This is a genomic window from Streptomyces sp. B5E4 (assembly GCF_039871555.1).
In the GTDB taxonomy this organism is placed as follows: domain Bacteria; phylum Actinomycetota; class Actinomycetes; order Streptomycetales; family Streptomycetaceae; genus Streptomyces.
On record NZ_JBDPMI010000016.1, the window covers coordinates 60,869 to 87,409 of the forward strand.

The 26,541-nt window shown below is 72.8% G+C and carries 20 protein-coding genes, 2 tRNA genes and 1 pseudogene; 11 read left to right on the plus strand and 12 right to left on the minus strand.

Annotated features, from left to right (window positions below; all coding sequences use genetic code 11):
• Window positions 1–42: 42 nt before the first annotated feature.
• From recF to ABGA99_RS21180, 6 genes are all read left to right on the plus strand, one after another.
• Window positions 43–1,176 (plus strand): DNA replication/repair protein RecF, encoded by a 1,134-nt coding sequence (recF, locus tag ABGA99_RS21155; protein ID WP_347579735.1) that lies wholly within the window; start codon window positions 43–45, stop codon window positions 1,174–1,176.
• Window positions 1,173–1,760, plus strand: a complete 588-nt coding sequence (locus ABGA99_RS21160) for a DUF721 domain-containing protein (protein WP_347579736.1) — start codon at window positions 1,173–1,175, stop codon at window positions 1,758–1,760. The genes recF and ABGA99_RS21160 overlap by 4 nt, the downstream gene beginning before the upstream one ends.
• 292 nt (window positions 1,761–2,052) lie before the next feature.
• Window positions 2,053–4,185, plus strand: a complete 2,133-nt coding sequence (gene gyrB / locus ABGA99_RS21165) for a DNA topoisomerase (ATP-hydrolyzing) subunit B (RefSeq protein ID WP_347583205.1) — start codon at window positions 2,053–2,055, stop codon at window positions 4,183–4,185.
• A 95-nt stretch (window positions 4,186–4,280) separates the two neighbouring features.
• Window positions 4,281–6,908, plus strand: coding sequence for a DNA gyrase subunit A (gyrA, locus tag ABGA99_RS21170; RefSeq protein WP_347583206.1), 2,628 nt, complete (start codon window positions 4,281–4,283; stop codon window positions 6,906–6,908).
• 3 nt (window positions 6,909–6,911) lie between these two features.
• The gene (locus tag ABGA99_RS21175) at window positions 6,912–7,688 is read left to right on the plus strand and encodes a DUF3566 domain-containing protein (RefSeq protein WP_347579739.1); all 777 of its coding nucleotides are present in this window, start codon (window positions 6,912–6,914) and stop codon (window positions 7,686–7,688) included.
• Between the two features lie 68 nt (window positions 7,689–7,756).
• Window positions 7,757–7,830 (plus strand) — tRNA-Ile (locus ABGA99_RS21180).
• 53 nt (window positions 7,831–7,883) lie between these two features.
• Here the strand turns inward: ABGA99_RS21180 and ABGA99_RS21185 are convergent.
• Window positions 7,884–9,389: an MFS transporter gene (locus tag ABGA99_RS21185; protein WP_347583207.1), complete on the minus strand. Its 1,506-nt coding sequence runs from the start codon at window positions 9,387–9,389 to the stop codon at window positions 7,884–7,886.
• A gap of 179 nt (window positions 9,390–9,568) precedes the next feature.
• Between ABGA99_RS21185 and ABGA99_RS21190 the strand changes: the two genes are divergently transcribed.
• The 3 genes from ABGA99_RS21190 to ABGA99_RS21200 all read left to right on the plus strand — a co-directional run bounded on the left by ABGA99_RS21190 (window position 9,569) and on the right by ABGA99_RS21200 (window position 13,374).
• Window positions 9,569–9,703, plus strand: a complete 135-nt coding sequence (locus ABGA99_RS21190) for a DLW-39 family protein (RefSeq protein WP_018838829.1) — start codon at window positions 9,569–9,571, stop codon at window positions 9,701–9,703.
• A 198-nt stretch (window positions 9,704–9,901) separates the two neighbouring features.
• A complete protein-coding gene (locus tag ABGA99_RS21195; protein ID WP_347583208.1) occupies window positions 9,902–11,890 on the plus strand; it encodes a VWA domain-containing protein in 1,989 nt (662 codons plus the stop codon).
• A gap of 11 nt (window positions 11,891–11,901) precedes the next feature.
• Entirely contained in the window at window positions 11,902–13,374 is a 1,473-nt protein-coding gene (locus ABGA99_RS21200) for a hypothetical protein (protein WP_347579742.1), read from the plus strand.
• 26 nt (window positions 13,375–13,400) lie between these two features.
• On the opposite strand, the gene ABGA99_RS21205 is transcribed toward ABGA99_RS21200, so the two are convergent.
• The 7 genes and pseudogenes from ABGA99_RS21205 to ABGA99_RS21235 all read right to left on the minus strand — a co-directional run bounded on the left by ABGA99_RS21205 (window position 13,401) and on the right by ABGA99_RS21235 (window position 20,829).
• Window positions 13,401–14,831, minus strand: coding sequence for a protein kinase (locus ABGA99_RS21205; protein ID WP_347583209.1), 1,431 nt, complete (start codon window positions 14,829–14,831; stop codon window positions 13,401–13,403).
• Window positions 14,832–14,877: 46 nt separating this feature from the next.
• The gene (locus tag ABGA99_RS21210; RefSeq protein ID WP_347579744.1) at window positions 14,878–15,423 is read right to left on the minus strand and encodes a DNA-binding protein; all 546 of its coding nucleotides are present in this window, start codon (window positions 15,421–15,423) and stop codon (window positions 14,878–14,880) included.
• Window positions 15,424–15,591: 168 nt separating this feature from the next.
• Window positions 15,592–16,479 carry a class E sortase gene (locus tag ABGA99_RS21215; protein ID WP_347583210.1) on the minus strand — a complete coding sequence of 296 codons (888 nt, stop codon included), beginning with the start codon at window positions 16,477–16,479 and terminating at the stop codon, window positions 15,592–15,594.
• 47 nt (window positions 16,480–16,526) lie between these two features.
• Window positions 16,527–17,258, minus strand: a pseudogene (locus tag ABGA99_RS21220) (class E sortase); the annotation flags it as partial.
• Window positions 17,259–19,003: 1,745 nt separating this feature from the next.
• Window positions 19,004–19,741, minus strand: coding sequence for an aminodeoxychorismate/anthranilate synthase component II (locus ABGA99_RS21225; RefSeq protein WP_347581392.1), 738 nt, complete (start codon window positions 19,739–19,741; stop codon window positions 19,004–19,006).
• A complete protein-coding gene (locus tag ABGA99_RS21230; RefSeq protein ID WP_027774183.1) occupies window positions 19,738–19,911 on the minus strand; it encodes a hypothetical protein in 174 nt (57 codons plus the stop codon). The genes ABGA99_RS21225 and ABGA99_RS21230 overlap by 4 nt, the downstream gene beginning before the upstream one ends.
• Window positions 19,912–20,079: 168 nt before the next feature.
• A complete protein-coding gene (locus tag ABGA99_RS21235; protein WP_347583211.1) occupies window positions 20,080–20,829 on the minus strand; it encodes a DUF881 domain-containing protein in 750 nt (249 codons plus the stop codon).
• Between the two features lie 128 nt (window positions 20,830–20,957).
• Between ABGA99_RS21235 and crgA the strand changes: the two genes are divergently transcribed.
• Window positions 20,958–21,215 (plus strand): cell division protein CrgA, encoded by a 258-nt coding sequence (gene crgA / locus ABGA99_RS21240; RefSeq protein ID WP_347581394.1) that lies wholly within the window; start codon window positions 20,958–20,960, stop codon window positions 21,213–21,215.
• A 311-nt stretch (window positions 21,216–21,526) separates the two neighbouring features.
• Here the strand turns inward: crgA and ABGA99_RS21245 are convergent, their stop codons facing one another.
• Both ABGA99_RS21245 and ABGA99_RS21250 read right to left on the minus strand, forming a co-directional pair.
• Window positions 21,527–22,426, minus strand: coding sequence for a rhomboid family intramembrane serine protease (locus ABGA99_RS21245; RefSeq protein ID WP_347581395.1), 900 nt, complete (start codon window positions 22,424–22,426; stop codon window positions 21,527–21,529).
• A gap of 102 nt (window positions 22,427–22,528) precedes the next feature.
• A complete protein-coding gene (locus ABGA99_RS21250; protein WP_347581396.1) occupies window positions 22,529–23,053 on the minus strand; it encodes a peptidylprolyl isomerase in 525 nt (174 codons plus the stop codon).
• A gap of 181 nt (window positions 23,054–23,234) precedes the next feature.
• Between ABGA99_RS21250 and ABGA99_RS21255 the strand changes: the two genes are divergently transcribed.
• Complete coding sequence (locus tag ABGA99_RS21255; protein WP_347581397.1) at window positions 23,235–24,056, plus strand: DUF5324 family protein; 822 nt, start codon at window positions 23,235–23,237, stop codon at window positions 24,054–24,056.
• A 193-nt stretch (window positions 24,057–24,249) separates the two neighbouring features.
• On the opposite strand, the gene ABGA99_RS21260 is transcribed toward ABGA99_RS21255, so the two are convergent.
• Window positions 24,250–24,322, minus strand: a tRNA-Ala gene (locus tag ABGA99_RS21260).
• A gap of 71 nt (window positions 24,323–24,393) precedes the next feature.
• Window positions 24,394–26,346, minus strand: coding sequence for a Stk1 family PASTA domain-containing Ser/Thr kinase (gene pknB / locus ABGA99_RS21265; protein WP_347581398.1), 1,953 nt, complete (start codon window positions 26,344–26,346; stop codon window positions 24,394–24,396).
• Window positions 26,347–26,541: the final 195 nt, after the last annotated feature.

Consider the following 26,541-nt stretch of genomic DNA (forward strand, 5'->3'; position numbering starts at 1 on the left):
AAGCTGAATCGGCCGAGTGCCTGGGGAGGTCGGCGTCGGGCCATGCACGTGACTCATCTCTCGCTGGCCGACTTCCGTTCGTACGAGCGGGCGGAGGTGCCCCTCGACCCGGGGGTGACGGCCTTCGTCGGTCCGAACGGCCAGGGCAAGACGAACCTGGTCGAGGCGGTCGGCTATCTCGCGACGCTGGGCAGTCACCGGGTGTCCGCGGACGCCCCGCTGGTGCGGATGGGCGCGGCCCGTGCGGTGGTACGGGCCGCGGTGACGCAGGACGGCCGGCAGCAGCTCGTGGAGCTGGAGCTGAACCCGGGCAGGGCGAACCGGGCGCGGCTGAACCGCTCGTCGCAGGTGCGGCCGCGCGAGGTGCTGGGTGTGCTGCGCTCGGTGCTGTTCGCGCCGGAGGACCTGGCGCTGATCAAGGGAGACCCGGACCAGCGGCGCCGCTTTCTCGACGAGCTGATCACGGCGCGGACGCCGCGGCTGGCCGGGGTGCGCAGCGACTACGACCGGGTGCTCAAGCAGCGCAACACGCTGTTGAAGACGGCCGCGATGGCGCGGCGGCACGGCGGGCGGCAGCTCGATCTGTCGACGCTGGACGTGTGGGATCAGCACCTGGCGCGGGCCGGGGCGGAGCTGCTGGCGCAGCGGCTGGAGCTGATCGCGGTGCTGCAGCCGCTGGTGGACAAGGCGTACGAGCAGGTGGCGCCGGGCGGCGGGCCGACGGCGTTCGAGTACCGGTCACCGGCCGGCGGGCGATTCGCCGAGGCGCGTACGCGCGAGGAGTTCGCGGAGCTGCTGCTGGAGGCGATGGCGGAGGCGCGGAAGCAGGAGATCGAGCGGGGCGTGACGCTGGTGGGTCCGCACCGCGACGATCTGGTGCTGAAGCTGGGCGAGTTGCCGGCGAAGGGCTATGCCTCGCACGGGGAGTCGTGGTCGTACGCGCTGGCGCTGCGGCTCGCCTCGTACGAGCTGCTGCGCGGCGAGGGCGGCGGGGAGCCGGTGCTGGTGCTGGACGACGTGTTCGCGGAGCTGGACACGCGGCGGCGGGAGCGGCTGGCGGAACTGGTGGCGCCCGGTGAGCAGGTGCTCGTGACGGCGGCGGTGGCGGAGGACGTGCCGGGGGCGCTGGCGGGGGCGCGGTTCACGGTGGCCGACGGGCGGGTGGAGCGCGCATGAGCGAGGAGCCCGTACGTTCCGAGGGTGCGGCACGCCCGGACCGGCCCGCGGATTCCGGTGCCCCCGAGTCCCCCGCCGCTCCCGAGCCGTCCGGGGTCGACCTGGCGCGCGTGGCCCTGCGGGCGGCGCGGGCGGAGGCCCGGGCGCGGGGGGCGGCGGCGCAGCAGCGCCGGCAGGCCCGTCGCGGCGGCGGGCTGCGCTCGGGCGCCCGCGCCGACGGTCGCGATCCGCTGCCGCTGGGTGCCGCGGTGAGCAGGCTGATCACCGAGCGCGGCTGGGAGGCGCCGGCGGCGGTGGGCGGTGTGATGGGCCGCTGGCCGCAGCTCGTCGGTCCCGAGGTGGCGCAGCACTGTGCGCCCGAGCGGTACGACGAGCAGGAGCGGGTACTCGTGGTGAAGTGCGACTCCACGGCGTGGGCGACGCAGCTGCGGCTGCTGGCGCCGCAGTTGGTGGCACGGCTCAACGAGGAGCTGGGCCACGGGACCGTGAAACTGATCAAAGTGGTGGGTCCGGGAGGCGGCGGGCGGCGCTTCGGGCCGCTGCGGGCGCCCGGGAGCCAGGGCCCCGGGGACACGTACGGGTAAGGCCCGTACCTTCTGCTGAACCCGGGCGGTAAACCTGTGATGGAGTGAGGTCGGTCACAGTAGCTGATGGTTGACGCCCCGAAGCGCTGAGTGGCGCTCAGAGGCTCTGCAGGCCCCGGTGTGTGCAGCCCCCCTCGGCGGGCAGATGTTCAGGGCGCCACATGCGGGTTCAGGCACCTGCAAACCGCCATTCTGTCGTGGGCTACCGGTAGACTGGGAGCAACCCGCCCACTTGCGGAACACGCTGACCAACAACGACGCGGCCGCTCCCGCTCAGCCAGGAGAGGGGCCCGTGCTGTGCCAGAAAGGGCGCTTCGTGGCCGATTCCGGCAACTCCAACGAGAACATCCCTGCCAGCGAGAACATGCCTCCAGGCGGCGACAGCGCCGCGGAGGCGGTCGCTGAGGCTGCCGCGCGGGCACACGCACGCGCGGAGGCGGAGGCCGTCGGGGACGCGGCGTACGACGCGAGTGCGATCACGGTCCTGGAGGGCCTCGACGCCGTACGCAAGCGCCCGGGCATGTACATCGGCTCGACCGGTGAGCGCGGTCTGCACCACCTGGTGCAGGAGGTCGTGGACAACTCGGTGGACGAGGCGATGGCCGGCCACGCGGACACGATCGAGGTGACGCTGCTCGCCGACGGCGGCGTGCGCGTCGTCGACAACGGCCGCGGCATCCCCGTGGGCATCGTGCCGTCGGAGAACAAGCCGGCCGTGGAGGTCGTGCTGACCGTGCTGCACGCCGGCGGCAAGTTCGGCGGCGGCGGCTACGCGGTCTCCGGCGGTCTGCACGGCGTCGGCGTCTCGGTCGTGAACGCGCTCTCGACCCGCCTGTCGGTGGAGGTCAAGACCGACGGCCACCGCTGGACGCAGGACTACAAGCTGGGCATCCCGACCGAGCCGCTGGCGCAGAACGAGGCGACGGACGAGACCGGGACCACGGTCACGTTCTGGGCGGACGGCGACGTCTTCGAGACGACGGACTACTCGTTCGAGACGCTGTCCCGCCGCTTCCAGGAGATGGCGTTCCTCAACAAGGGCCTGACCATCTCGCTGACCGACGAGCGGGCGGCGGCGAAGCAGACCTCCGGCGCGGACACCGCGGGCGACGAGGACGAGGACAAGGCGCGCAGCGTCACGTACCACTACGAGGGCGGCATCTCCGACTTCGTACGCCACCTGAACTCGCGCAAGGGCGAGCCGGTGCACCCCTCGGTGATCGACTTCGAGGCCGCGGACACCGAGCGGCTGATGTCGGTCGAGATCGCGATGCAGTGGAACACGCAGTACAGCGAGGGTGTGTACAGCTTCGCGAACGTCATCCACACCCATGAGGGCGGTACGCACGAGGAGGGCTTCCGTGCTGCGCTGACGGGTCTGATCAACCGGTACGCGCGGGACAAGAAGCTGCTCCGCGAGAAGGACGACAACCTCACCGGCGAGGACATCCGCGAGGGCCTGACGGCGATCATCTCGGTCAGGCTGGGCGAGCCGCAGTTCGAGGGCCAGACGAAGACCAAGCTGGGCAACACCGAGGCGAAGACCTTCGTGCAGAAGGTCACGCACGAGCACCTGACGGACTGGCTCGACCGGAACCCGAACGAGGCGGCGGACATCGTCCGCAAGTCCATCCAGGCGGCGACGGCCCGCGTGGCGGCCCGCAAGGCGCGCGACCTGACGCGGCGCAAGGGTCTGCTGGAGACGGCGTCGCTGCCGGGCAAGCTGAGCGACTGCCAGTCGAACGACCCGTCCAAGTGCGAGATCTTCATCGTGGAGGGCGACTCCGCGGGCGGCTCGGCGAAGTCCGGCCGCAACCCCCGGTACCAGGCGATCCTCCCGATCCGCGGCAAGATCCTGAACGTGGAGAAGGCCCGTATCGACCGGGTACTGCAGAACACCGAGGTGCAGGCGCTGATCTCGGCGTTCGGCACCGGCATCCACGAGGACTTCGACCTCGGCAAGCTGCGCTATCACAAGATCGTGCTGATGGCCGACGCGGACGTCGACGGCCAGCACATCCAGACGCTGCTGCTGACGCTGCTGTTCCGCTTCATGCGCCCGCTGATCGAGGGCGGGCACGTGTTCCTGGCCCAGCCCCCGCTGTACAAGATCAAGTGGACCAGGGACGAGTTCGAGTACGCCTACTCCGACCGCGAGCGGGACCAGCTCATCGAGCTGGGCCGCTCGCAGGGCAAGCGGATCAGGGACGACTCGATCCAGCGCTTCAAGGGCCTGGGCGAGATGAACGCGGAGGAGCTGCGGATCACCACCATGGACCAGGCGCACCGCGTGCTGCGCCAGGTGACGCTCGACGACGCCGCCGCGGCCGACGACCTGTTCTCCGTGCTCATGGGCGAGGACGTCGAGGCGCGCCGCTCGTTCATCCAGCGCAACGCCAAGGACGTCCGCTTCCTCGACATCTGAGTCGGCCCCGCCCGGGCGGTCCGCCACCCGGGCCCCCCGCCCGGGTGCGACCGACCGCCTTCGAGACCTCTTCGAAAAGGTAGAAAAGACCCGCAATGGCCGACGAGCTCACTCCCCAGAACCCCGACCCGCAGCCGGACGGCGAGGGCGAAGACGGCGGCATCGTGCTGCGCGTGGACGCCGTCTCGCTCGAAACGGAGATGCAGCGCAGTTATCTCGACTACGCGATGAGCGTCATCGTCTCGCGTGCGCTGCCGGACATCCGCGACGGCCTGAAGCCCGTCCACCGCCGCGTGCTGTACTCGATGTACGAGGGCGGCTACCGACCGGAGCGCGGGTACTTCAAGTGCGCGCGCGTCGTCGGCGACGTCATGGGCAACTACCACCCGCACGGCGACTCGGCGATCTACGACGCCCTGGTGCGGCTGGCCCAGCCGTGGTCGATGCGGATGCCGCTCGTCGACGGCAACGGCAACTTCGGCTCCCCGGGCAACGACCCGGCCGCCGCCATGCGCTACACCGAGTGCCGCATGGCGCAGCTCGCCATGGAGATGCTCCGCGACATCGACGAGGAGACCGTCGACTTCGGGGACAACTACGACGGCCGCTCCCAGGAGCCCGCCGTCCTGCCCGCCCGCTTCCCGAACCTGCTGATCAACGGCTCGGCGGGGATCGCGGTCGGCATGGCGACCAACATCCCGCCGCACAACCTGCGGGAGGTCGCCGAGGGGGTGCAGTGGTACCTGGAGCACCCCCGGGCGTCCAACGACGAGCTGCTCGAAGCCCTCCTGGAGCGCATCAAGGGCCCCGACTTCCCCAGCGGCGCGCTGGTCGTGGGCCGCAAGGGCATCGAGGAGGCGTACCGCACCGGCCGCGGCTCGATCCCGATGCGCGCGGTGGTCGAGGTCGAGGAGATCCAGGACCGGCAGTGCCTGGTGGTCACCGAGCTGCCGTACCAGGTCAACCCCGACAACCTCGCGCAGAAGATCGCCGACGGCGTGAAGGACGGCCGGCTGACGGGCATCGCCGACGTCCGGGACGAGACCTCGTCGCGTACGGGCCAGCGGCTGGTCATCGTGCTGCGCCGGGACGCCGTCGCAAAGGTCGTGCTGAACAACCTCTACAAGCACACCGACCTGCAGACGAACTTCGGCGCCAACATGCTGGCGCTCGTCGACGGCGTGCCCCGCACGCTGTCGCTGGACGCCTTCATCCGCCACTGGGTCGACCACCAGATCGACGTCATCGTCCGCCGCACCACCTTCCGGCTGCGCAAGGCCGAGGAGCGGGCGCACATCCTGCGCGGCCTGCTGAAGGCGCTGGACGCCATCGACGAGGTCATCGCGCTGATCCGGGCCTCGCAGACGGTGGACGTGGCGCGCCGGGGCCTGATGGAGCTGCTGGAGATCGACGAGATCCAGGCGAACGCGATCCTGGAGATGCAGCTCCGCCGGCTGGCCGCCCTGGAGCGGCAGAAGATCACCGCGGAGCACGACGAGCTGCAGGCGAAGATCGACGAGTACAACGCGATCCTCGCCTCCCCCGAGCGGCAGCGGCTGATCATCAGCGAGGAGCTGGCGGCGATCGTCGCGAAGTTCGGCAACGACCGGCGCACGCAGCTCGTGCCCTTCGACGGCGACGTGTCCATCGAGGACCTGATCGCCGAGGAGGACATCGTCGTCACGATCACCCGCGGCGGCTATGTGAAGCGGACGAAGAGCACCGACTACCGGGCGCAGAAGCGCGGCGGCAAGGGCGTACGCGGGACGCGGCTGCGCGAGGACGACATCGTCGACCACTTCTTCGTCTCCACCACCCACCACTGGCTGCTGTTCTTCACGAACAAGGGCCGGGTGTACCGCGCCAAGGCGTACGAACTGCCGGACGCCGGCCGCGACGCCAAGGGCCAGCACGTCGCGAACCTGCTGGCGTTCCAGCCGGACGAGCACATCGCGGAGATCCTGGCGATCCGGGACTACGCGGCCGCCCCGTACCTGGTGCTCGCCACCAAGGCCGGGCTGGTGAAGAAGACGGTGCTCAAGGACTACGACTCGCCCCGCCAGGGCGGCGTGATCGCGATCAACCTGCGGGAGATGCCCGACGGCTCGCCGGACGAGGTGATCGGCGCCGAGCTGGTCTCGCCCGAGGACGACCTGCTGCTCGTCAGCAGGAAGGCCCAATCCATCAGGTTCACCGCAACGGACGAGGCGCTGCGCCCGATGGGCCGCGCGACCTCCGGCGTGAAGGGCATGAGCTTCCGCGAGGGTGACGAACTCCTCTCGATGAATGTCGTGCGGCCCGGTACGTTCGTCTTCACCGCCACCGACGGCGGTTACGCGAAGCGTACGAACGTGGACGACTACCGCGTTCAGGGGCGAGGTGGGCTCGGCATCAAGGCGGCGAAGCTGGTGGAGGACCGGGGTTCGCTGGTGGGCGCGCTGGTGGTGGAGGAGTCGGACGAGATCCTCGCCATCACGCTCGGCGGCGGCGTGATCCGTACGCGGGTCGACGAGGTCAGGGAAACGGGCCGTGACACCATGGGCGTCCAGCTGATCAACCTGGGGAAGCGGGACGCCGTGGTCGGCATCGCGCGGAACGCCGAAGCCGGCCGGGAGGCGGAGGAGGTCGAGGAGGCCGCCGACGCCGCCGTCGCCGCCGACGAGGCCGGGAACACGGACGCCGGGGCCCAGGGCCCCGCCGCGGACGGTGAAGGCGAGGAGTAGGTCGTGAGTGGAGCCACGGGTGCCGGCGCCGGTCCGGCGAGAGCGGAGGGGTACGCGCAGCCGAACCCCCCGCTCGGTCCGGAGGACGCCGGCGGCGGGCACGGCGGCCGGCGCGGGCGCAGACGCGGCGCCTCCGGTGCCGCGGGCGCCGGGGGCGCGGAGGACCCGCAGGGGCACGCGTATCCGTACGACGGCGCCCCCGAGGGCCCGATGCCCCCGCCGACGGCCGCCCCCGCGGCCCCGCCGACGCCGCACCAGCCGCCGCAGGCGTACACCCCGCCGGCCGGCGTGGCCGGCGGCGGGCACGCCGGAGGGCGTACGCCGGGCGGCGGCGGTCAGGCGTACGAGCAGGCGCAGCAGACGGCCGCGGGTGTCCGCAGGTCGCGTACCGGCGCCAGGACGGTCCCGCGCACCCGCAAGGCGCGGCTGCGGATCGCGAAGGCCGACCCGTGGTCGGTGATGAAGGTCAGCTTCCTGCTCTCCATCGCGCTCGGCATCTGCACGATCGTGGCGGTGACGGTGCTGTGGATGGTGCTGGACGCGATGGGCGTCTTCAGCACGGTCGGCGGCACGATCAGCGAGGCCACCGGCTCGGACGACTCGGCCGGCTTCGACCTGGAGTCGTTCCTGTCGCTGCCCCGGGTGGTCGGGTTCACCGCGGTGGTGGCGCTGATCGACGTGGTCCTCGCCACGGCGCTGGCGACGCTGGGCGCGTTCATCTACAACCTCTCCGCGGGCTTCGTCGGCGGCATCGAGGTCACGCTGGCGGAGGACGAGTAGCGCCCGCCGTGTACACCCGCTATCGATTTGGGCCGCGGCTCGGCGTTGGGGTAACCTCTGTGCAGCGCGCGGCTATAGCTCAGTCGGTTAGAGCGCATCCCTGATAAGGATGAGGCCCCAGGTTCAAGTCCTGGTAGCCGCACCGGAAACGGCGAAGGGCGCCTCCTCGTCACGAGGAGGCGCCCTTCGCCGTTGTCATGCGGGTACGGACCCGGAGACCGGCCGCGTCTGCTTCCCCGGCCGGGGGAGGAAGGGGACCAGGAGCATCGAGGCGGCGGTGATGACGCCTGCGGCCAGGAAGGCGCGGGCGTAGCCGTCCTCGGGGGAGCCGTGGCCCGCGGAGGCGACCGCGCCGAGGATCGCCAGGCCCAGCACCGCGCCGATCTGGCGGGAGGTGTTGACGAGGCCCGAGACGCCGCCGGCGTCCCGCTCGCCGACGCCGGAGGTGGAGACGTCGGTGAGCAGCGCCAGCAGGACGGCCTGGCCCGCGGCCATCGGGAGGGCCGGGCCGAGGATCGCGGAGACGAACGTGCCGTCCGCGTCCATCGCCGCCGCCTGCCACAGGAACCCGCCGCCCGTGAGGAGCCCGCCGACCACCGTCATCGTCCGGCTGCCGAAGCGGGCCGAGAGCCGGGGAGCGAACTGCGAGGCGACGATGAGCGCGGCGGTGTGCGGGAGGAAGGCCAGGCCGGTGCGGATGGCGCTGTAGCCGAGGACGGTCTGCATGTAGAGGGTGAGGAAGTACCAGAGCGCGAAGGCGCCGACCATGCTGACGAGCGTGACGACGTTGCCGACGGCCACCGCGCGGATGCGGAACAGCCGCAGGGGCATCAGGGGCTGCGCGGACCGCGCTTCCACGGCCACGAAGCCCGCCAGCGCCACGAGCCCGGCCAGCAGGGGCAGCAGCGCGGAGCCGGCGGTCCAGCCGGCGGACTCGGTCTCGGTGATGCCGTACGCCACGGCGCCGACGCCGCCGGTGACGAGCACGGCGCCGGGGAGGTCCAGGGCGGGGCGGTCGGCGTCGCGGTGCTGCTCGCGCAGCCGGACGAGGACGACGGCGCCCACGGCGACGCCGATCGGCACGTTGATCAGCAGCACCCAGCGCCACGACGCCAGGTCGGTGAGGACGCCGCCGATGAGCCCGCCGGTGGCGCCGCCGGCGGCGCCGACCGCCGTCCAGGCGGCGATGGCCCGGGTACGGGCGGCGCCCTCGGGCAGCGCCCGGGTCAGCAGGGAGAGGGTGACGGGCGCGAGGAACGCGGCCCCGACGCCCTGGGCGGCGCGGGCGGTGATGAGGACGGCGTCGTTCTGCGCCAGCCCGCCGGCGAGGCTGGCCACGGCGAAGACGCCGAGCCCCGCGAGGTAGACGCGCTTGGGGCCGAAGAGGTCGGAGAGCCGGCCGCCGAGCAGCAGGAAGCCGGCGAAGGTGAGGGCGTAGCCGTTGACGACCCATTGCAGCGCGCTGCCGCTGAGCGCCAGGTCGTCGCGCATGCTGGGCAGGGCGACGTTGACGACGGAGACGTCGAGGACGACGAGGAACTGGCCGATGTACGAGGCGAGCAGCACCGGCCAGAGGCGGGACGGGGAGGCGGCGCCCGCCGGTGCGGCGGCGGGGGCGCGGGACCGGGGGCCGGCGGGCGGATCGGCCGTCTTCGTACGGGCCGCCGGATCCGCGGCGTGGGTCGTGTCGGGCGTGGTCATGACCGTCATCGTGCGCGGTGGAGGGGTGCGTACGGATCGGGCGCCGGAGGGAACCGGGGCGGGACTTAGGTCCTAGTGCGGTCCTCGTGCCGCGGTCCCGAGCCCCGGCTCCGGTGTCGTTTGCGCTGTGTATCATCGGGCTTCGTAGTCGAATGTCTCTGGAAGGACGAGGTAGCGCGGTGAAGAAGCTGTTCCTGATCGCTTTGGCCGCTCTGGGCGGGCTTCTCGTGTACCGCCAGATCCAGGCGGATCGCGCCGAGCAAGACCTGTGGACGGAGGCCACCGACTCGGTGCCCTCCTCTTCGGGCGTCTGAGACGCGAGAGTTCCGAGCAGGGCCGCCCGTTTCCGGGCAGGTCCCCGGCCCCGGCCCCGCCGCTCGCGCGGCGGTGCGGCCGGGGCCTCGGCATGGCCGGAGCCCTGTTGCACGACCGTGACGCACGCCCCCTGTTATTTGCTACTGCACACGTTTTACGGTGCATGAGCACATGGCAGAGAAAGAGGGGGACATGTCATGGGACGACCACTGCGCGGCCACCGGAGACGGCCCGTGTACGCCGGTGCGGCCGCGGCGCTCGCCGCCGCGCTGACCGCGGGACCGCTGCCCGCGGCGCTCGCCGCACCCGCCGCGCCGGGGGCACCCGGCGTGCCCGCCGCACCCGCTGAGTCCGCGCCGACCGGCGGCGGCCTGGTGATGGTGCTGGACTCCTCCGGCTCCATGGTCGACGACGACGGCTCCGGCGCCACCCGTATCGAGTCCGCCCGCGAGGCCGTCGGCACCGTCGTCGACGCCCTGCCCGACGGCTACCCGACCGGGATGCGCGTCTACGGCGCCGACCGCGCCAGCGGCTGCACCGACACCCGTCTCGCCGTGCCCGTCGAGGAGCTGGACCGGGGCCGCATCAAGGACGCCGTAGCAGAGGTGAAGCCGAAGGGCGATACCCCCATCGGCTACGCGCTGCGGAAGGCCGCCCGGGACCTCCCCGAGCGCCCGCCCGGGGCCCTCGGCCACCGCTCCATCCTCCTCGTCTCGGACGGCGAGGACAGCTGCGGCACCCCCGACCCCTGCGAGGTCGCGGAGCAACTCGGGGAGACCGGCGGCGCCTTCGGCGCCCTGCGCATCGACACGGTCGGCTTCCAGGTCGGCGGCAAGGCCCGCGACGAGCTGAAGTGCATCGCGGAGAAGGGGCACGGCGCGTACTACGACGCCCCCGACGCCGACGCGCTCGCCCGCCAGCTCCAGCGCGCCGCCCGCCTCTCCGCCGACGGCTACCGCTTCCGCGGCGACCCGGTCGAGGGCGGCCTCGGCCGCGAGGGGGCCGCGGCCGTCGAGCCCGGCCAGTACCTCGACAGCATCGGCGCGGGCGAGACCAAGTGGTACGCCGCCGAGCTGGACGCCGCGTCCGCCGCCGACTTCGGCGTCACCGCCGTGCCGCAGCCGGGTGTGCCCGTCGCGTACGGCGACGGCATCGAGCTGGAGCTGCACGCCACCGACGACCACGACACCCGGTGCGACGCCCAGGACGACCGTTTCGAGCAGGACGAGGGTGCCCAGCCGCTGACCGACGCGGTCAGCCGCATCCCCAGCGCCGACGGCGGCGAGCCCTGCGACGCCGCCGACCGCTACCTGCTCAGCGTGCACCGCACCAGCGACGCCGGTTCGGACCGGGCCCGCTGGCCGCTGGAGCTGGTCGTCGGCCGGGAGGAGCCGCTACGCCCCGGCGTCACGCCCGCGCAGTCCGAGACCGGCTACGGCCCGGCCGGCGACGAGGGCGCGGAACTGCCCACCGCGGAACCGGAGGACATCACCGGCGGTACGGGCTTCAACGACGCCGAGGCGATCGGCCCCGGCGTCTGGCGCGACGAACTGCTGCCCGCGCAGACGCGTTTCTACAAGGTCGGCGTCGGCTGGGGACAGCAGCTCCGCTACCGCGTCGAGTTCGCCAACGAGCCCACGCTCGACGGCGCCGCCGGGGTCTCCAGCTTCGCCGCCACCGATCTCTACGCCCCCGGCCGCGCCGTCGTCGGCGACGGCCCGTTCAGCAGCAGCCGGAGCTACTACGGTGAGCCCGTCGCCGCCGACCTCGGTACGGTCCCGGTCAGTTGGACGAACCGCTACGAGACGGCCACCGAGGTCGTGCCCGTGCGCCGCGGCGGCGAGTACTACCTGTCGGTCTCGCTGGGGCCCGACGCGGCGCAGTTCGCGCAGAACACGGCCATCGGCGTCGTGCTGCGCGTCGACGTCCTGGGCGAGGAGAAGTCGGGACCGCGGCACGGGGCGCCGGCCGTCGCCGAGGGCGAGAACGGCGGTGCGGACGGCGGGAGGGATGCGCGGGCCGGGGCGGACGAGGAATCATCGGACTCCGTGCTGCCGCTTGCCGGCGGGATCGCGGGGGGCGTGCTGCTCGTCGGCGCGGGGGTCGCGTTCGTGATCGTACGGAATCGGAAGCGGCCGGCGGCGGCGGAAGCGGCGGCAGGCAACGGCGTAAGGGGTGGATGGTGAGGACGCGAACGATGGCGGGGCCGGCCGCGGCGCTGGCGGTGGCCGCGCTGGCCGCGCAGGCCGCGCTCCCGGCGGCGGCTCCGGCCGCGGCGGCGGCCGGCCGCCAGGGCGCGGCACCGGTGAACTCGCCGGTCGACGCGGGCGAGTACCGGACGGCGGAGGACGCCGAGCCCATCGAGGGTGCCGCGAGCAGCGCCGGCGGCGAGAAGGTGGAGGCCGGCAGGACGTACACCGACTCCCTCGCCCCCGGCGACAAGCTGTACTACAGCGTCACGCTCGACGCGGAGTCCCACGCCTGGATATCCGCCGTGGCGGCGCCGAAGCCGGGTACGAAGGTCGCGTACGGCGACGGCATCGAGCTGGAGCTGGAGAGCAAGGGCGGCGACCGGTGCAGCAGCTCCGACGTCGACTTCGCCGCCGACGGCGCGGCCCGGCCGATCGCGAACTACGTCTGGCGCGTGGCCGAGCCCGACGGCACCTGCCAGGAGGCCGGCGTCTACAACCTCATCGTCACCCGCGTCAGCGACGCGACCTCCAGCCCGGCCGCATGGCCGCTGGAGCTGCGCTTCATGGCGGAGCCGCCGCTGGCCGAGGCCGAGTCGACGACCCCGCCCGACCCGCAGTCGATCCCCACGAATCCCCCGCCCCCGCCGACCGGCAAGGCCGAGCCGCGCAAGGGCGGCACCGGGTTCAACGACGCGGTCGCCATCGACCACGGCGTGTGGACGGACGAGATCCGGCCGGGCGACACGCACTTCTACCGGGTGCCGCTGGACTGGGGCCAGCAGCTCTTCCTGCAGACCGAATTCGGTACGACGCGGGTCGGCGACGAGACGGCGTTCGCCTCCAACGGGGTGCGCGTCGACTTCTACAACCCCGCGCGCGGGTTCATCGCCAACGAGAACGAGACGTACTTCGGCGACGACCCGGCGGCGATCCCCGCCGTGGCCCCGCCGGTGTCCTACCAGAACCGCTACGCGGTCTACAGCGGCGAACTCGGCAACGTCGGCTTCGCGGGCTGGTACTACATAGCCGTCAGCGTGTCCGAGGAGGTCGGGGAGTTCGCGGACGGGCCGGTGCCGGTGGAGCTGCGGACGACGATCAAGGGCGAGCCCGAGGAGGGCCCGGCGTACGACGGGGACGCGGCGGCGGCCGGGTTCGCGGTGACGGACGACGACCGCGACATGGCGGCGGAGGGCTCGCCGGCCGGTGCGGACGGCGACGGCGACGGTGCCGGGAAGAAGATCCTGGCGATCGCCGGGATCGGCGCGGGCGTGCTGCTGCTGGCGGGCCTGGGGCTGTGGACGCTGCTGGCGCGGCGCCGGGCGGTGCCGGGCGCGGGGGCCGGTCCGCAGGTGGCGGGCGAGGACACGCAGACGGCGCCCGGGGCGTACGGGAGCGGGCCGGTGGGCCCGGCGTACGGCGAGCGGCCGTACGGGGACGGGTACCCGCCGCTGCCGCCGCAGCAGAACTGGCGCCAGTAGGAGGGGCGTCAGCAGGGTCAGCAGCGTCAGCCCGAGGCCAGCGCCCAGACGCCGACGGCCATCAGCAGCACCGCGAGCACCACGACCGGGATCGCCACCTTCGCGGGCGGTCCCGGTCGCCGTTGCGGCACCACCGGTCCCGGCCTGGGCTGGGACTGCGGCTGGGCCGTCGTGTACGGGGCGGTGGGCGTCGGCGGCTGCGAGGCGGCCGGCGGCGCGATGCCGTAGCTGGTCGCCTCGGCCGGGTCGCCCGCACCCGGCCGCCCCGCCGCGGGCGGGTGCGCGGTGCCGGGCCCCGCCGGGCCCGGCTCGGCCGCGGCAGCCGCCGGCGGGGGTACGTATCCGGTGCCGCCGGGGGCGTACGGGGACCCGGGCGCGCCCACGGGCCCCGCCGGGCCCGCGGCAGCGACGTCCCCGGCCGGCCCGGTGCCGGTACCGCGTCCCGTACCGGAACCGTGACCAGAACCGGGACCAAGACCCGTACCCGGTGCGGCAGCAGGCCCCGGACCAGGTCCGGCAGCGAGCCCCGTACCGGGACCCGGGCCCGGCGCGGGCTCCGCGGCCCGTCCCCCGGACTGCTCGGGACCTCGCGGCCCGAACCCCACCGGCAGCGGCCCGAGCTGGTCGAAGACCTCCACCGGCTCCTCCGCCGGATCCAGCTCCGGCAGCAGCTCCGCCGCCTCCGCCAGCGCCTTCCGCGTACCCGTCGCGGTGCGGAACCGCGCCTCCGGATCCGGCTGCAGCAGGCTCGCGAGCACCTGCCACAGCGGCTCCGGCACCTCCTTCGGGGCCGGCGGTACGCCGTTCTTCAGATACATCTCCACCAGCGCCTGGCTGTCCGGACGCTCCCCGGTCAGCAGGTACAGCGCGACCAGACCCACCGCGAACAGGTCCGCGGGGAAGTCGGGCTCCGCGCCCAGCATCTGCTCCGGCGCGAAGTAACCGGGCGTTCCGACGACGAAGTTGGTGTCCGTCAGCCGCGGCTCGCCCTTGCGCATGGAGATGCCGAAGTCGGAGAGCCGGAGGTGCGGCCGGCCGGTGCCGGTCGCCTCCAGGAGCACGTTCGCCGGTTTGATGTCGCGGTGCACGACGTTCTCGCCGTGCACCGCGGCCAGTCCGGCGAGCAGTTGGTCGAGCAGCAGGCAGACGAACCGCGGCGGGAGCGGTCCGTAGTCGCCGATCAGATGGGCCAGTGAGCCGCCGCCCACCAGGTCCATCGTGAACAGCACCTTGTCGTCGTCGGCCGCCCAGCTGGCGGGTGCCAGCACGTGCGGGTGGTCGATGCGTACCGCCTGCTCGCGGACGAAGCGCAGCAGTGTGTGCGCGTCGCTCTGCTGCAGCACCTTGGCCGCCACATAGCGCCGTCGCCGGTGATCCCAGGCGCGCCAGACCGCGCCCACCCCGCCCCGGCCGATCGGATCGATCAGCTCGTACCGCCCAGCGAAGACCTCACCCATGCTGCTGTGCCCGCCCCTTGTACGGCTTCTTTAGTAATTCATCCGGTTATGACTGATGTGCTTCGTAATGTGCAACGGCATCGGCGGTGCGGCCGGCGCCGTACACCCGGAGGAACTCTGCCAGCTCCGGCTGCGTCGGCGCGAGCCGGTCCGCCGCGTCGATGATGTCGCCGGCGGCGGCCACCGAGCGCAGCAGCGACTGGATCTCCCGTACGACGCGACGCACCGTCGTCGATCCGGTGGACGACTGCGTCTGCGTCGTCCCGAGCACCGCCCCTCCCGCGCTCTTGCGAACGCCCTCCATCCGTTCCGCCGCCTCCGCCGCCGACACGCTGCCGCTCGACACCTCCGCGGCCAGCTCCTGCAACGCCTGTACGCGCTGCACCACCGACGGATTGCCGATCTTTGCCCGCTGCCCGCTCATGAGCTGCGACAGCATCGGCGCCGAAATACCGAGCACGGCGGCCAGCCGCGCCTGGTTGAGGCCGAGATCGTCGATCAGCCGCCGGAACAGCACGCCCAGCGGTTCGCCATACCAGCTTCGCTGTAGTTCTCGTGCGCGTTCGCTGGTGTCCTGCCGTGGAGCTCCCATGCCGTGCGGCCTCCCCAGATGTCCCCGAGTCCAGATTCGCGCTTGCGAACTGCATCCTACGGAGCGGGACCGCCCCCAGACAGACCTCGGGGAGGTGAGATAAGCGGGACGCGTTCTTCCACGTCCGCGACGGTCTACGCGTGCCACTCCGGGCACCCGCCGGGGGGCTCAGGACAGCTCGGCCGGCGGGGTGCGCTCCTCGTCGACGCGGTCCACGCGCTCCAGCTCGCCCCAGACGACGTAGCGGTGGCGGGAGGTGTACATCGGGGTGCACGTGGTGAGCGTGATGTACCGTCCCGGCTTCGTCTTCCCGGACTCCTCCGGGATCTTGTCCAGCACGGCGGTGTTGTACTTCGACGTCTCGGAGAGCACGGCGTACGTCTTGTAGACGTACCAGCGGTCCTTCGTCTCGAAGACGATCGGATCGCCCTCCTCGACGCGGTGGATGTCGTGGAACTTCGCGCCGTGCCCGTCGCGGTGCGCGGCGAGCGTGAAGTTGCCACGGCGGTCCCAGGGCATGGCCGACTTCTTCGGCTCGGTGTAGTAGCCGGCGACGCCCTTGTTGAGGTCGTCGGTCGCCGTGCCCTTGCGGACGAGGATGTTCTCCTCCATCGCGGGCACGTGCAGGAAGCCGATGCCGCCCTTGAGATCGCCGATGTCCACGGGCCGCGGCTTGCCGTCGTCCGGGGTGTTCTCCCAGGAGTCGCGGAGGTCGTCCGTCATGCGGCCGGCTTCGCGGTTGGCCTGGACGTTGGTCCAGTACAGCGAGTAGACGACGAAGAGGGCCATGAGGACGCCGACGGTGATCAGCACCTCGCCGACGACGCTGACAGCCCCGGCGAGCACGCCGCGACGGGAGCGGGGGCGGGAGCGGGGTGGAGCCGCTTCCTCGTCCCGGGCCTCTTCTTCCCGGGCGCCCTCCCCTTCCGCCGGTACGGGCTCCGCCGCCTTCTCCCCCGACGCCTCTACTCCGGCCTCCTGCGGAGCTTTCGGCGCAGCCTCTTCCGCGGCCTCCGCTGCGGGTCTGCTCTCCCGCTCACCGTCCGTCGCTGCCACCGCTTCCCCGTCCGTTCCGTCCGCCGGTCTCCGGCCGCCCGTACCGCTCAGTCCATGAGCGCGTCGGGCTTGCCCTCGCTGCGCGGACGCTCCTCGATCATCTTGCCCCAGACAATAAGGCGATATTTGGACGTGTACTCAGGCGTACAGGTCGTTAGTGTGACGTAGCGGCCCGGCTCGGTGAATCCCGACCCCTCGGGCACCGGGTCGATGACGTCGGTGTTCGACGGCGACGTCGACGGGAGCGTGCTGGCCACCTCGTAGATGTAGTAGGTGTCCTTGGTCTCGACGATGATCTCCTCGCCCTTCTCCAGCCGGTTGATGTACCGGAAGGGCTCGCCGTGGGTGTTGCGGTGTCCGGCGACCGCGAAGTTCCCCTGCTCGTCCCACGGCATCGCCGTCTTGAGGTCGCCCTCCGCGTAGTGGCCGAGGAGGCCGCGGTCCAGGACCTTCTGCTTGTCGATGCCCTGCGCCACCGGGCGGTTCACGTCCAGCGACGGGATGTGCATGATCGCGAAGCCCTCGCCGGCCTCGAACGCCCCCGGGTCGCGGGCGTCCTCCTTGCCCGCGCCGTCGCCGCGCTCCCACTGCTCCTCCAGTTGCTTCGCCTCCTGCCGGGACTCGCGGTCGGCGAGGACGTTGGTCCACCAGAGCTGGTACACGACGAAGAGGAGCATCAGCACGCCCAGGGTGATGAACGCTTCGCCGGTGATGCGGCTGATCAGCACGGTGCGCTGCTGCTTGGCGGCGCGGGCGGCCTTGCGGGCGGACATACGGGTGCCGAGAGCCCGTGCGACGTTCAGGGACATCGTCTGAACGGTGCGGTCCTCGCGGTCGCCGCGGCCGTCGCCCGCGGCTGTGCCGCGGCGGCGGCCGGCGGGGGCGGTGCCCCAGGTGAGGCGCTGGTCGGGGTGCGCGGCCTGGTCGGGGGTACGGGCGGTGGCCGGGCCGGACGCCGGGGTGTCGGCGGGGGCGGGGGCGGGTGCCGGTGCGTGCGCCTGTGCCGGGTCGGCGGGGGCGGGGGCGCCGGCGTGGGCGGCTGCGGAGAGGTCGCCCCAGGGGGAGGGGTCGCGGTGGGCCGAGGGGGTGGTGCCGGCGGGGGCGGCGCCCGCGGAGGCGCCGCTCCCGGCGTGCCGGCCGTAGGCGGGCGCGGGGTACGGCTGCTGCTGCTCCTCGACGGCGGGCCGCCCGGCGTGCCGGCGCGGGGCGGGCTTGGGGGCGGCTGCGGGGGTGTCGGCGGGGGCGGCCTGCGCGGCGGGTGGGCCGAGCGGGCCGGTGAGGGGATCGGTAAGGGGATCCGTGAGGGGGTCGCCGGTCCTGGCCCTGCGGCCGGTGGGGGGTGCGGGTGCCGGGTCGAGGGGATCGGTCAGCGGATCGCCGGTCGTCGCCGGGTAGGAGGCGCCGAGGGGGTCGGCGGGGGCCTGGTCGTAGCCGAGGAGTTGCGGGTCGTACGCCGCCGGGGGCTGCGGCTCGTACCCGGAGGTCTGCCCGTACGCGGCCGTCTGCGGCGCCTCCTCGTACGGGGACGGGTGCGCGCCGGCGTCGTACGACGTCACCGGGTACTGCGCCGCGCTCCCCTCCTGCGGCACGACCGCCGCCGGGTCGGCCGGCGCATCGTCGCGCGCGGGGTACGCCGCGTGCGCGTGGGCGCCGTGCGCGGCGCGGCCGTCCGGGCCGGGGGCGTGCGGGGCGGGGTCCGGGGTGGGCGCGTAGGCGCCGGGGTGGTGGCCGCCGGAGGGGGGCGGCGGATCGTTTCGCGGGGTGCCCTGGGCGGGGTCCGCCGGGCGCGCGTAGTCGGCGGGGGCGTTCGGGTCGCGGGCGTCCGGCGGGGTGTGCGGGCGGAACCAGCGGGAGACCGCCGAGGTCGGCGACTCGGGCCGGGGCTCCAGCGGCCGCGGCCGCGGGCCGTCGGCGGCGACGGGCTCCTGCCGCGGCACGTGGGGCTGCGGGTACGTGGCCTGCGGATGCTGCGGCTGCGGGGTCCCGTCCTGCGGGGGGTACTGCTGCTGCGGGAAGCGGCCGTGCGCCTGCTGCCCCTGCGGCTGTGCGCCCTGATCCGGCTGCGACCCGGCGTCGGCGCCGCGCGGCGGTGGCAGGGGGTCGCCGCGGAGCGGGTTGCGGTGGGCGTACTCCGGCAGGTGGCCCTGCTCCAGCGGATCCTGTCCGCCGCTCCCCGCGCCGTAACCGGCGGGCCCCGGCCCCGTACCGGAGCCGAACCCCGGCCGCGTACCGGACGGTCCGGCGCCCGCACCGGACACCCCGGCGTCCCGCCGGCGGCCCCCGGCACCGCCGGGACCCGTGCCCGGACCACCGGCACCGGGCACCGCACGCCCGCCCGCTCCCGAGGTGTCCCGGCGCGGCAGCGGCGGCCGGCCGCCGGTCAGCGGGTCGGTGAGCGGGTCCGCGGAGTCGTCCGCCGGCCGGCCGGGGGCGCCCGAGTCGTGGAAGCCGCGGTAACGCGCTTCGCGCCCCGGCCCGCGCTCCTCCGCGCGCCCCGGTGCGTTGCCGTCCGGCCGGGTGTCGGTCACCCCGCGGTCCCGGCCGCCCCGCCGCCCGCGGGCGCCGGCCCGCCCGCCGGCGCCACGCCTCCCGGCACCAGGCCGGGTGCCGAGCCCACCGCCGAGCCCGCCGCCGCCCCGCCCGTCACCGGCGCAAGCCCCGCCGACCGCTCGACGGCCCCGGCGTCGCCGCACACGGCCAGCCAGTTCGCCAGCATCCGGTGTCCCCACTCCGTCAGCACGGACTCCGGGTGGAACTGCACGCCCTCCACCGGCAGATCGCGGTGGCGCAGCCCCATCACGAGGCCGCTGTCCGTCTCCGCCGTGACCGCAAGCTCGTCGGGCAGCGACTCCCGCTCGACGGCGAGCGAGTGGTACCGCGTCGCCGTGAACGGCGACGGCAGTCCGGCGAACACGCCCGCGCCGCCGTGCGTCACGGGCGAGGTCTTGCCGTGCAGCAACTCCGGCGCCCGGCCGACGACACCGCCGTAGGCGACCGCCATCGACTGCAGCCCGAGGCAGACCCCGAACACCGGCAGCCCCCGCTCCGCACAGTGCCGCACCATGTCGACGCACACCCCCGCCTGCTCCGGGGTCCCGGGCCCGGGGGACAGCAGCACGCCGTCGAAGCTGTCGTCCGCGTGCTGCGGCGTCACCTCGTCGTTGCGCAGCACTTCGCACGAGGCGTCGAGCTGGCACAGGTACTGGACCAGGTTGAAGACGAAGCTGTCGTAGTTGTCCACGACCAGAATGCGCGCGCTCATCGCCGGGCGGCTCCCTCGTCGACGGTGACGTCGTTGAACGGCAGCAGCGGCTCGGCCCAGGGGAAGACGTACTGGAAGAGAAGGAAGACGATGCCGAGGACGAGGATGAGCGAGATCAGCGCCCGTACCAGCGCGTTGCCCGGCAGATGCCGCCAGATCCAGCCGTACATGCGTCCCTCTTCGCCGATCTTCGCCGTTGCCCTTTGGCCCGTCCGCGGCCCGCGTGTGGCCCTGTGCCGCTGCCGAATTCGTCCGTACGAGTCACCAGACTAACGACACGTGCCCCCCGAAGCGGCGGGCTTCGCCCGCGCCACCGGCCGGGGGGGACGTGGGAGTCGTCACTCCACGGGGCGGGCGTGGTGCAGGCCGACGGTGCCGGAGTAGCCGGGCAGTGTCACCGAGTCGTGCCGCTCGACCTCGTAGCCGAGACCGTACGCCTCCACGTACCGCAGATAGTTCTGCACCGCGGGCTCGGCGTCCAGGGCGGCCTGGAGGTCCTGCCGGTCGCCGACCGCGGTGATCTTGTAGGGGGGTGAGTACACCCGGCCCTGCAGGATCAGGGTGTTGCCGACGCAGCGCACCGCGCTGGTGGAGATCAGCCGCTGGTCCATGACCCGGATGCCCTCCGCGCCGCCCGCCCACAGGGCGTTGACGACGGCCTGCAGATCCTGCTGGTGCACGACGAGGGTGTCCGGCGTGGGGTCCGGGACGCCGGGGATGAGCGCGGTGGCGTCCGGCGGGGCGTCGGTGAGCGTCACCGTGAGCCCGGCGCCGTCGACCTCGGTGGCCCCGGCCGCCCGCTCCGCCTCCTGGAGCTCGTTGCCGGGGGCGGTGCCGGCGCCGTGGTCGCGCTCGGCGAGGGAGTCGACGTCCTCGCGGAGCGAGGCGTTGCCGCCGTCGAGGCGCTGGTTGGCGCGGTCGCGCTCGTAGATGAGGTCGGTGAGGCGGAGCATGGAGTCGTCGGTGCGCAGGTTGGTGCCCTGCGCGGTGTTGAAGCTCGTCCAGAAGATCAGCCCGGCGAGGGCGAAGGCGGCGAAGGTGAACAGCCGTGCGGGCCTGACAAGGAGCCGCCGAGCGGAATTGGTCACCGTACCCTTGTCTCCTTACCCCCGGTGGAAGGACTACGCTAACGGACACGCCCGGGGAAGGAGCCGCCCCCGCGGCTCGGGGCCTCCCCGACAGGCCCGCAACCGCAGCGTCGACAGGAGAGTCTCTCGTGCCGAAGTCACGGATCCGTAAGAAGGCCGATTACACCCCGCCGCCGGCGAAGTCGGGCGAGTTCAAGCTCTCAGGCACCGGCAGGAGCTGGGTGGCGCCGCTGATGCTGGCGTTGTTCGTCATCGGACTCGCCTGGATCGTCGTCTTCTACGTCACCACCGGGGATCTGCCGCTCGAAGCGATCGGCAACTGGAACATCGTGGTCGGCTTCGGCTTCATCCTCGCGGGGTTCGTCGTCTCCACGCAGTGGAAGTAGCCGTCGTCAGCCGCCTCGCGGCCGGTCGTGAGCAGAGTTATCCACAGGTCATCCACAGCTGTGCAGAAAGCAGAAGATCTGTGGATAACCTCAGTGGCGTTGACGCCGGTCCGACCGCGGTACGCCGTCCGGACCAGCGGTGATTCCGCGGCCTGCCAAGGAAAACGCAGGCGTGTTCGATATCGAACGGCTGTCCCCACGGTACGCACAGGATCGCTGACTACCTGTGGACAACTTCGGGCGTGGCTGCTTGCCCCACCCCTCTCAACGCGGCTGCGGCCCGGAGGTTACGTAGCCCGCCGAGGCGGCTGCTACGTCAGTTGGAGGGTGCGGATCACGACCACCGCGACGATCGCCAGCAGCGCCCCGGCGGCCACCGCCCGCTGCACCAGGACCCGCTTGCCGCGGGGCGCGTGCACGAACCCGTACGCGACGGCCGTGCCGACCACCAGCCCGCCGATGTGGCCCTGCCAGGCGATGCCCGACCAGGTGAAGGTGAAGACCAGGTTGATCGCCAGCAGCACCAGCACGGGACGCATGTCGTAGTTCATCCGGCGCATCAGCACCGCGGTGGCGCCGAAGAGGCCGAAGATGGCGCCGGAGGCACCGAGGGCGGCGTCGTTGGGCGCGGCGACCAGATAGAACAGCGCGCTGCCGCCGAGGCCGGAGAGCAGATAGAGCGTGACGAACCGCAGCCGGCCGAGCGCGGCCTCCAACGGCGGCCCGAGGAACCACAGCGCCAGCATGTTCAGCGCGATGTGGGCGACTTCCTGGTGCAGGAAGACGGAGCTGAGCAGCCTGTAGTACTGGCCCTCCGCGACGCCTTCGAGCGGGCCGCCGAAGGAGAAGACGGCCTGCCCGACGAGGAGCATCGGGTCGGTGACGCGGTCGCCGCCGGTGAGCACGGCGAGGAAGACCGCGAGATTGAGGCCGAGGATGATCTTGGTGAGGAGGCGCGGGTCGTCCGACATGACGCCGCCCGCGAGCGTACGGGGCGCGGCGGCGCCCGGCGGGTGGGCCGTACCGGAGCCGCCGCGGACGCACTCGGGGCACTGGAAGCCGACCGACGCGCTTATCATGCACTCCGGGCAGATGGGCCGGTCACAGCGCACGCAGCGCACGCCGGTCTCGCGGTCCGGGTGCCGGTAGCAGCCCGGCAGGCCGCTGTCCTCGGCCGGTCTCTCCGCCCCTCCCGGTGCCTGGTCCGTCACTAGCCCGCGTCCCCTCTGGTTCTCCGCACGCCCCGCCCCGCACTCCCGCCCGTCGACTCACCTGCCGGTGGTACGACGGGCGGGGCGCTCAGGTTCCCGGAGTCAGCGGCGCGTGATCTCCACGGACTCGATGACCACGTCCTTCTCGGGGCGGTCGGCCCGCTTCGTCCGGACGGCCGCGATCTCGTCGACGACCTTCTTGCCGGCCTCGTCGGTGACCTCACCGAAGATGGTGTGCTTGCCCGTCAGCCAGGCCGTGGGCGACACGGTGATGAAGAACTGCGAGCCGTTGGTGCCGGGCCCGGCGTTCGCCATCGCCAGCAGGTACGGACGGTCGAAGGCCAGGTCCGGGTGGAACTCGTCACCGAACTCGTAGCCGGGGCCGCCGGTGCCGTTGCCCAGCGGGTCACCGCCCTGGATCATGAAACCGCTGATGACGCGGTGGAACACGGTGCCGTCGTACAGACGCTCGCGGGAGACCTGGCCCGTCGCCGGGTGGGTCCACTCGCGCTCGCCGGTGGCGAGCCCGACGAAGTTCTGCACCGTCTTCGGCGCGTGGTTCGGCAGGAGCTTCACCTCGATGTCGCCGTGGTTCGTCTTCAGGGTGGCGTAGAGCTGCTCGGCCACGATGTGCCTTCCTTACGGATTCAGTGCGTCCCCCGATCCTCGCACGCCCGGCCGGGCGATCCCCAGCCTCCTGCTAAGTCACCGGTGTGACATAACATGCTTAAACGGTTGAATCTGGGCATGATCTGTACGCAGGTGAACAGGCGCACAGTGCCACCCGTCCCGTACGAAGGAGAAATCCGTGACTCGCAAGAACGGTGCGCGCACGGCCACTGACACGGCGAAGCAGAGCGTGCAGCAGGCGGCCGAGGCGGTGGCGCCGTACGCCGCCACCGCCAGGGACCAGTGCGCCCACATGGCGCACGAGGCGCGCGAGCGCATCGGCCCGAAGGTCTCCGACATGGCCGCGAGCGCCCAGGTGGCGTACGGCGCCCACCTGGAGCCCCATGTGCGGAAGGTGCGCCAGGCGGTGCCCGACGAGCTGGACAGGACCGCCTCCGACGCGGCCCGCCGGGCGCGCGGAGCGGCGGCGTACGCCGCCCCGCGCATCCTGGGCGCCGCCGCGGCGACGAAGGCCGCGGTGGTGGCGACGAAGGCCGCCGCGGGCCCCGCGACCCGGCAGGCCGTCGCCCGCGGCGCCGCGGCGCTGTCGGCACTGCGGGGCGAGGTGAGCCCGGGGGAGATCGACGATCTGGCCCGCAGGCGCCACCGCCGGGCGGCCGTCGCCCGCACGGTCAAGCGCACCGCCGTCGTCGGCGCCCTCGGCGCCGCCGCGGTCGTCGCCTGGCGCTGGTGGGACCGCCAGGTGAACCCGGACTGGATGGTCGAACCCCCGGAGGCCACCGAACCCGGCGGCGACGCCTCCACGACCCGGATCGTCGACGACACCGAGTACATGGACCGCGAGACCCGCATCGACCGCGCCGACGCCGGGGACCAGGACGCCCAGGCCCGCCAGGCGGCGGCGGACATGGACGCCGAGGGCGGCGGCACGGCCCGCTCGGAGGCGGGCGAACCCACGGACACCGACCGCGCGTACTACGAACGCGAGGACGACCTCTGACGGCGGCCGGGAGGCTCCGAAGCGGCGGACTTCGGCGTGACCGGCGTCACAAGCGCCGACGGCTGGATCGTCACCGGTCACCACCGGGACGCAGGTCGTCCACGTCGAGGACAAGCGGCTCCGAGCGTACGAACGCCCTCCGGAAGATCCTCCGGAGGGCGTTCGTACGCATCCGATCCGCTGTGCGGATCCGTGGAGCCTAGGAGAGTCGAACTCCTGACATCTGCCATGCAAAGACAGCGCTCTACCAACTGAGCTAAGGCCCCGAAGCGGCCCCCAGCCTACCCGCTCGGCGGGGGCACTCGCATCGCCGTGATCTCCGCGGCCGGGAGCCGGCCTACCCGTCCTCGCCCGGCCGCGTGACCAGGTTCACGGTGCTGCCGGCCTCCACCTCGGTCCCCGCCGGCGGGTCGTGCGCCAGGATGATCGCGGCGTCGTCCGAGGGGACGCCGGGCATGAAGCCGACGACCAGGCCCATGCCGTCAAGCTGGGCCTTCGCCTCTCCGACGGTCTTGTTGACCAGGTCCGACGGCACCGCCACCGTCGCCGGCTCGTCCGGCTCGACGGCGACGGTCACCGTGACCGTGTCGCCCTCCGTGGCCGCCGTGCCGCCCTCCGGGCTCTGCGCGATGACCGTCTCCGGGGCGGCGTCGGCCGTCTGCTGATCGGTGCGCGAGACGACGAAGCCCTGACCCTCCAGGGTCGACTTCGCGTCCTCGTACGACAGGTCGATGACCCGCGGGATGTTGATCGTCGCCGGCTCCGTCTCCTCCGGCGCGGCCGCGACGGTGAGCGTGACGAGTGCGCCCTTCGCGGCCTTGGTGTCGCCCTCGGGGTCCTGGCTCAGGACCTGCCCCTCCGGCTCGCTGGACTCCTGCTCCTCCTGGTCGACGTCGAAGCCCGCCTCGCGCAGGGTGTCCTCGGCCTCGTCGGCGTCGATGCCCGTCACGTCCGGGACGGTGACCTTCTGCACGCCCGAGCCCTTGGAGACGACCGCCGTGACCGTCGAGCCGCGGTCGACCTCCTCGCCGGGCGCCGGGTTGGTGCTGCACACCGTGCCCTTGGGCTCGTCGCAGCGCTCCTCGCCGTCCTTGGTGAGGGTGAGCTTGACGTTGCTCATGGCGTTCTGGGCGTCCTCGAACTTCTCGCCGACGACGTCCGGCACCTCGACCGGGTCGGCCCCCTGGTCCCCGAAGATGGACTTGCCGATGAAGATGGCGCCGACGAGGACCAGGATGCCGGCGAGGATCAGCAGCACCGTCGAGGTCGCACCGCTGCGCTTCTGCTGCCGGCGGCGGCCCGCGCCGCGGTCGTCGTAGCCCATGCCGCCGTCGTCGTCCCGGGCGGGCGGCAGCATCGAGGTGCCGTAGCCGTTCTGCGGGGTCATGGCGGTGGTCGGGGTGTCGCCGGCGAAGCCGGCGGCGCCCATCGCGGCGGCCGCCGCGACGGGCAGGCCCTCCAGCGCGGCGTCGATGTCGGCGCGCATCTCGTCGGCGCTCTGATACCGGTAGTCCGGGTCCTTGACGAGCGCCTTCATCACGATGGCGTCCATCTCGGGCGTGACCTCGGGGTCGAACGTGCTCGGCGGCGGCGCCTCCTCGCGCACGTGCTGGTACGCCACCGCGACCGGGGAGTCGCCGACGAACGGCGGCCGTCCCGTCAGCAGCTCGTACAGCAGGCAGCCCGTCGAGTACAGGTCGGAGCGCGCGTCGACCTGCTCGCCCTTGGCCTGCTCGGGGGAGAGGTACTGCGCGGTGCCGATGACCGCGGCGGTCTGCGTCATCGTCATGCCGGAGTCGCCCATCGCACGGGCGATGCCGAAGTCCATGACCTTGACCTGGCCGGTGCGCGTCAGCATGACGTTCGCCGGCTTGATGTCGCGGTGGACGATGCCGCTGCGGTGCGAGTACTCCAGGGCCTGGAGGATGCCGGTGCACATCTCCAGCGTGCGCTCGGGCAGCAGCTTGCGGCCGGAGTGCAGCAGCTCGCGCAGCGTGGAGCCGTCGACGTACTCCATGACGATGTACGGGATGGAGACGCTGTCGATGTAGTCCTCGCCGGTGTCGTACACAGCGACGATGGCGGGATGGTTCAGGGAGGCGGCGGACTGGGCCTCACGGCGGAAGCGGGCCTGGAACGAGGGGTCGCGGGCCATGTCGGCGCGCAGCGTCTTGACCGCGACCGTACGACCGAGGCGGGTGTCGTGGGCGAGGTACACCTCGGCCATCCCGCCGCGGCCGAGCACCTGGCCCAGCTCGTACCGCCCGCCGAGGCGACGCGGCTCTTCCATAGCTTCTCCCAGCCCTCTTCCGTTCCTGCCCCCGTGCCGAAGTGGAGCGCCGGCACGGGGTGTCCGGCTCGTGCTGCTCGGCATACCGTACCGGGCGCGGATGACACCGTTCGGGCCAGACCGTCAGCCGATATCCGACCGGTATCCGACCGCTATCGGGTGACGCCGCGCACCCGCTCCGCGGTTCCCCTCATG

Excerpts from the sequence above, each read along its gene's own strand:
- ABGA99_RS21210 (WP_347579744.1), bottom strand. The coding sequence starts at position 15,423 with ATGGGAGCTCCACGGCAGGACACCAGCGAACGCGCACGAGAACTACAG.
- ABGA99_RS21185 (WP_347583207.1), bottom strand. The coding sequence starts at position 9,389 with ATGACCACGCCCGACACGACCCACGCCGCGGATCCGGCGGCCCGTACG.
- gyrA (WP_347583206.1), top strand. The coding sequence starts at position 4,281 with ATGGCCGACGAGCTCACTCCCCAGAACCCCGACCCGCAGCCGGACGGC.
- ABGA99_RS21205 (WP_347583209.1), bottom strand. The coding sequence starts at position 14,831 with ATGGGTGAGGTCTTCGCTGGGCGGTACGAGCTGATCGATCCGATCGGC.
- recF (WP_347579735.1), top strand. The coding sequence starts at position 43 with ATGCACGTGACTCATCTCTCGCTGGCCGACTTCCGTTCGTACGAGCGG.
- ABGA99_RS21160 (WP_347579736.1), top strand. The coding sequence starts at position 1,173 with ATGAGCGAGGAGCCCGTACGTTCCGAGGGTGCGGCACGCCCGGACCGG.
- pknB (WP_347581398.1), bottom strand. The coding sequence starts at position 26,346 with ATGGAAGAGCCGCGTCGCCTCGGCGGGCGGTACGAGCTGGGCCAGGTG.
- ABGA99_RS21225 (WP_347581392.1), bottom strand. The coding sequence starts at position 19,741 with ATGAGCGCGCGCATTCTGGTCGTGGACAACTACGACAGCTTCGTCTTC.
- ABGA99_RS21230 (WP_027774183.1), bottom strand. The coding sequence starts at position 19,911 with ATGTACGGCTGGATCTGGCGGCATCTGCCGGGCAACGCGCTGGTACGG.
- ABGA99_RS21200 (WP_347579742.1), top strand. The coding sequence starts at position 11,902 with ATGGCGGGGCCGGCCGCGGCGCTGGCGGTGGCCGCGCTGGCCGCGCAG.
- ABGA99_RS21195 (WP_347583208.1), top strand. The coding sequence starts at position 9,902 with ATGGGACGACCACTGCGCGGCCACCGGAGACGGCCCGTGTACGCCGGT.